Genomic DNA, 3,502 nt, shown 5'->3' on the forward strand with positions numbered 1-3,502 from the left:
TTCAATAATATCTTTGAATTGAGCTTTAAGTAAATCTTGAATATCAGAAATGTCAGTAAGCTGTCCTTTTTTCATTAACTTTCTTAATTCTTTTTTATCTAATAACGACATAGTGGTGTATCCCTCCTCATAATATTATTTCAGAAGTTTACACCACTTATTATATACTCTCGAAAATGATATTTCATTTAGCTTATTTTTTTATAAAGTCTTACTAGACGAAACTACACAATTTTTGCCACTTGATTTAGCAATGTAGAGAGCTTGATCAGCAGAATCGACACATTCTATAAGAGTTGAACCTTTTACAAATGTTGATATTCCGAAGCTAAGAGTTACATTTATAATATGATTTTGATATTCGAATTTGTGATTGGATATCTGTTTTCTAAGATTATCTGAGGTGTGATGTGCAATGGATTGATTCATTGCAGGAAATATTATGAGAAATTCTTCTCCTCCCCATCTACCTAGTTCACCCTTAGGTCCGAGTATTTCACGAGTGAGTTTAGCTAATTCTACTAATATGAAGTCGCCAGCTACATGACCATAAGTATCATTTATATGCTTAAAATCGTCGATGTCTATAATAGCTATAGATAGAGGCAATGATTCAGATTCTAATTGTGCAGATATTTTTTCAAATATTTCATATATAGCTAGTCTGTTTGGCAGTTTTGTGAGATAATCCAATCTAGCTTTTTCAGATATATCTTTTAGTTCTAGTTCATAAGAATCTGCTCTATCTTTGTGTTCTGCATATGTTTTAGCAAATAGGACCAGAAGTGTTATTACAAATAAAATTAAACCGAATCGCCATATTTGGAAAGACTGGTTTATATTAACTAAAAAATATAATACTAAGTCAATTATGATACCAAAAGAAAATAGTCCAAAGCCCAACATGAAGATTTTGGCATTAGTATTTTTGCTTTTTATCTTCTTTAAACCAATGGAAATCAAGAAGATTAGTTGGATTATAAATAGAAATCCTACTACTGGTATGGTAAGAATTGAGTAGATGTAATTATACTTATATTTGAAAATAGGATTTATGATTGAAATTAATATACATAAAATGGAATATAATAATTGAAACTTAAAGAATTTTCTCAAAAAATTGTATTCGTTTTCAGTTACTATTGATTTAAAAAAATAAGTTAAACTTGGAAATAAAAGAAACAATGCTATATCATATATAAGAAAAATTTCTTTTTCGAAAGATTGGAAAAACATTGTGAAATTAGTTCTAAAAGATAGTATAATGAAACCCAATGATAGTAGTATTATAGATAGACTAAAACCTAATGTTTTTTCGTGTTTACTAGAAATAATAGATATAAATAAGATTGCTAAACCAGTTATTTCAAGAGCTAACCCAAAGTAGATATTAAAAAGACCTTTTGAAATATAGTTTTTCTGAAGTGCATTATAGGATGAAATGAGTACTTGACTACTGGGGCCAGCCTTAGCAGCTGAAGACATAAGCTTTAAATAAATATAGCCTGAATTATCATCTGAGACTAGCGGCAAAATTAAAGAATTATAATGTTGAATATACTCCCTACTCTTCGTATAAACCAAATCATCCCCAATATAAATGTCCAAAGACTGTGCGTACAATTCATCAAAATAGATACCGGTATCCCGAGTTATAGAATCGGGCAACTTTGCACGAAACCAGACGGTTGGTTTTTCGCCTAATTTACCTGACAAATCTGTTATACCTTTGTATTTTTTCCAGCGAAGAGCACCTGCTGATTTTAACTCTCTAACGTCACTTGCTTCTACGTCGAAAGGTTCTATGAGATATTCGAATTTATCAGACATATCTATATTTTTAACTTCTACAGCATGTGCTGGTATTGGCAGTATATTTATGAGTACCACAAAAAAGCACACTAAAACTAGTGATAAATGTCCCCTGTTATTCCCCTTATCCATAACTTTCTCACCCTCATTTTATTATCAGTTATGTAAAAAGTATAGCACAAATAACATTAAAATCAAAGAAAATGAACATCTTATATGCATATCTGAAAAAATGTAGAGAAAAAAAGAAAATAATGATTGCAGACTATAGAACCCTACTGTAGAATGAAGGTAAGTAAGGGATGTACGGAGGTGTTTTTAGATGGGAAATAAGGGCGATTGGAAAGAAGTACTAAAGATAACAGGTGCATACGTAGCACTTTGCATAGGTTCAGGTTTTGCAACAGGACAAGAAATAATGCAGTTTTATACACTACATGGAACGAAAAGTCTGATTTGTGGTTTGTCTACATTGATACTGATGGGTATTTGTGGAGCGCTAGTGCTCCGAAGTGGACGAAAACAAAGAGAGAATAATGTAGGGGATGTATACGCAGTGTTTTGTGGACCTTATTTGGGTAGATTTTTTAGAGGATTTATGCCAATATTTATGTTTTTGACATTTTCGATAATGCTTGCTGGGGCAGGAGCAGCTATAGAACAATATTTTGGAATAAATGCATCTATTGGTCGCTTTGTATTTGCCAGTGTCGTACTCGCTTCATTATTTATGGGATTTGAGAGACTAGTTCAGATACTTGGAAGCTTTGGAAATATCATAGCCATAATAGCTGTCAGTATAGGATTAGTGTCAATATTTCAAAATATAGATGGACTTGCAAATGCAGATCAAGTAGCAAGTGCACTTAATAATACAAAAGCAGTGCCATATTGGTGGATGTCTGGAATAGTTTACGGTGGGCTTTGTATGCTTATTGGAACTCCATTTTTATTCCAAATAGGTAGAAAAAGCGAGAGAGAGATAGCATGTAGACTTGGGGGTTTGTTTGGAGCTAGTGTACTAATGATGGCCGCTATGGTTCTGAACCTAGCCATGTTAGGTGATCTTAAAATGGTTAGTACTCAGCAGATTCCTACATTATATCTAGCTAGTCAGATATCACCCATAGCATCGACATTATTTATAGGAATGCTCATAGTTGGTATATACAGTGCTAGCATGCCTCTTCTTTGGATGACGACTACAGCCATTTCCAAAGAGGGAACGAAAGGATTCAAATGGGCGGCGATAGTACTAGTTGGTGTAGCTTATTTTGCAGGAAGTGTGCCATTTGGCAAACTAGTCGGCTGGGTATATCCGCCAGCAGGATATGTAGGAGTGATTCTTTCTGTAGGAATTATTATTAGAGGATTGTCGGAGTATTTTAGAAATGAGAGAAAAAAAAGAGCCTAAAAGGCAAGCTAAGAAGAAGTGCTTAGAGAGTTAGTTGTTAAAGGAGATAATTATGCCGTTTACAATTTCACACCCAGCGATAGTATTACCACTTTACAAAAAACAAAGAACATGGGTAAATCTTACGGGACTTGTACTTGGAGCGATGTCTCCAGATTTTGAATATTTCTTGAGGCTCAAACCATTTGGGACTGTAGGGCATACTTGGTGGGGAGTATTTGTGATGAATGTTCCTATTGCTATATTGCTCGCATATATATTTCACTATATGGTAAA

General features: G+C 33.4%; 3 protein-coding genes. 2 read left to right on the plus strand and 1 reads right to left on the minus strand.

Translation table 11 applies throughout. The annotated features are described in order from the left end of the window. Positions 1–201: 201 nt before the first annotated feature. Positions 202–1,944 carry a GGDEF domain-containing protein gene (locus N4A40_03805; protein ID MCT4660963.1) on the minus strand — a complete coding sequence of 581 codons (1,743 nt, stop codon included), beginning with the start codon at positions 1,942–1,944 and terminating at the stop codon, positions 202–204. A gap of 190 nt (positions 1,945–2,134) precedes the next feature. On the opposite strand from N4A40_03805, the gene N4A40_03810 reads away from it, so the two are divergent. Together N4A40_03810 and N4A40_03815 are read left to right on the plus strand one after the other, a co-directional pair. Further along, positions 2,135–3,226 carry a hypothetical protein gene (locus N4A40_03810; protein ID MCT4660964.1) on the plus strand — a complete coding sequence of 364 codons (1,092 nt, stop codon included), beginning with the start codon at positions 2,135–2,137 and terminating at the stop codon, positions 3,224–3,226. 52 nt (positions 3,227–3,278) lie between these two features. Continuing rightward, positions 3,279–3,502 (plus strand): DUF4184 family protein (locus N4A40_03815; GenBank protein ID MCT4660965.1); only part of this gene is annotated, 224 nt, incomplete at its 3' end.

This window comes from Tissierellales bacterium (genome assembly GCA_025210965.1).
GTDB lineage: Bacteria > Bacillota > Clostridia > Tissierellales > JAOAQY01 > JAOAQY01.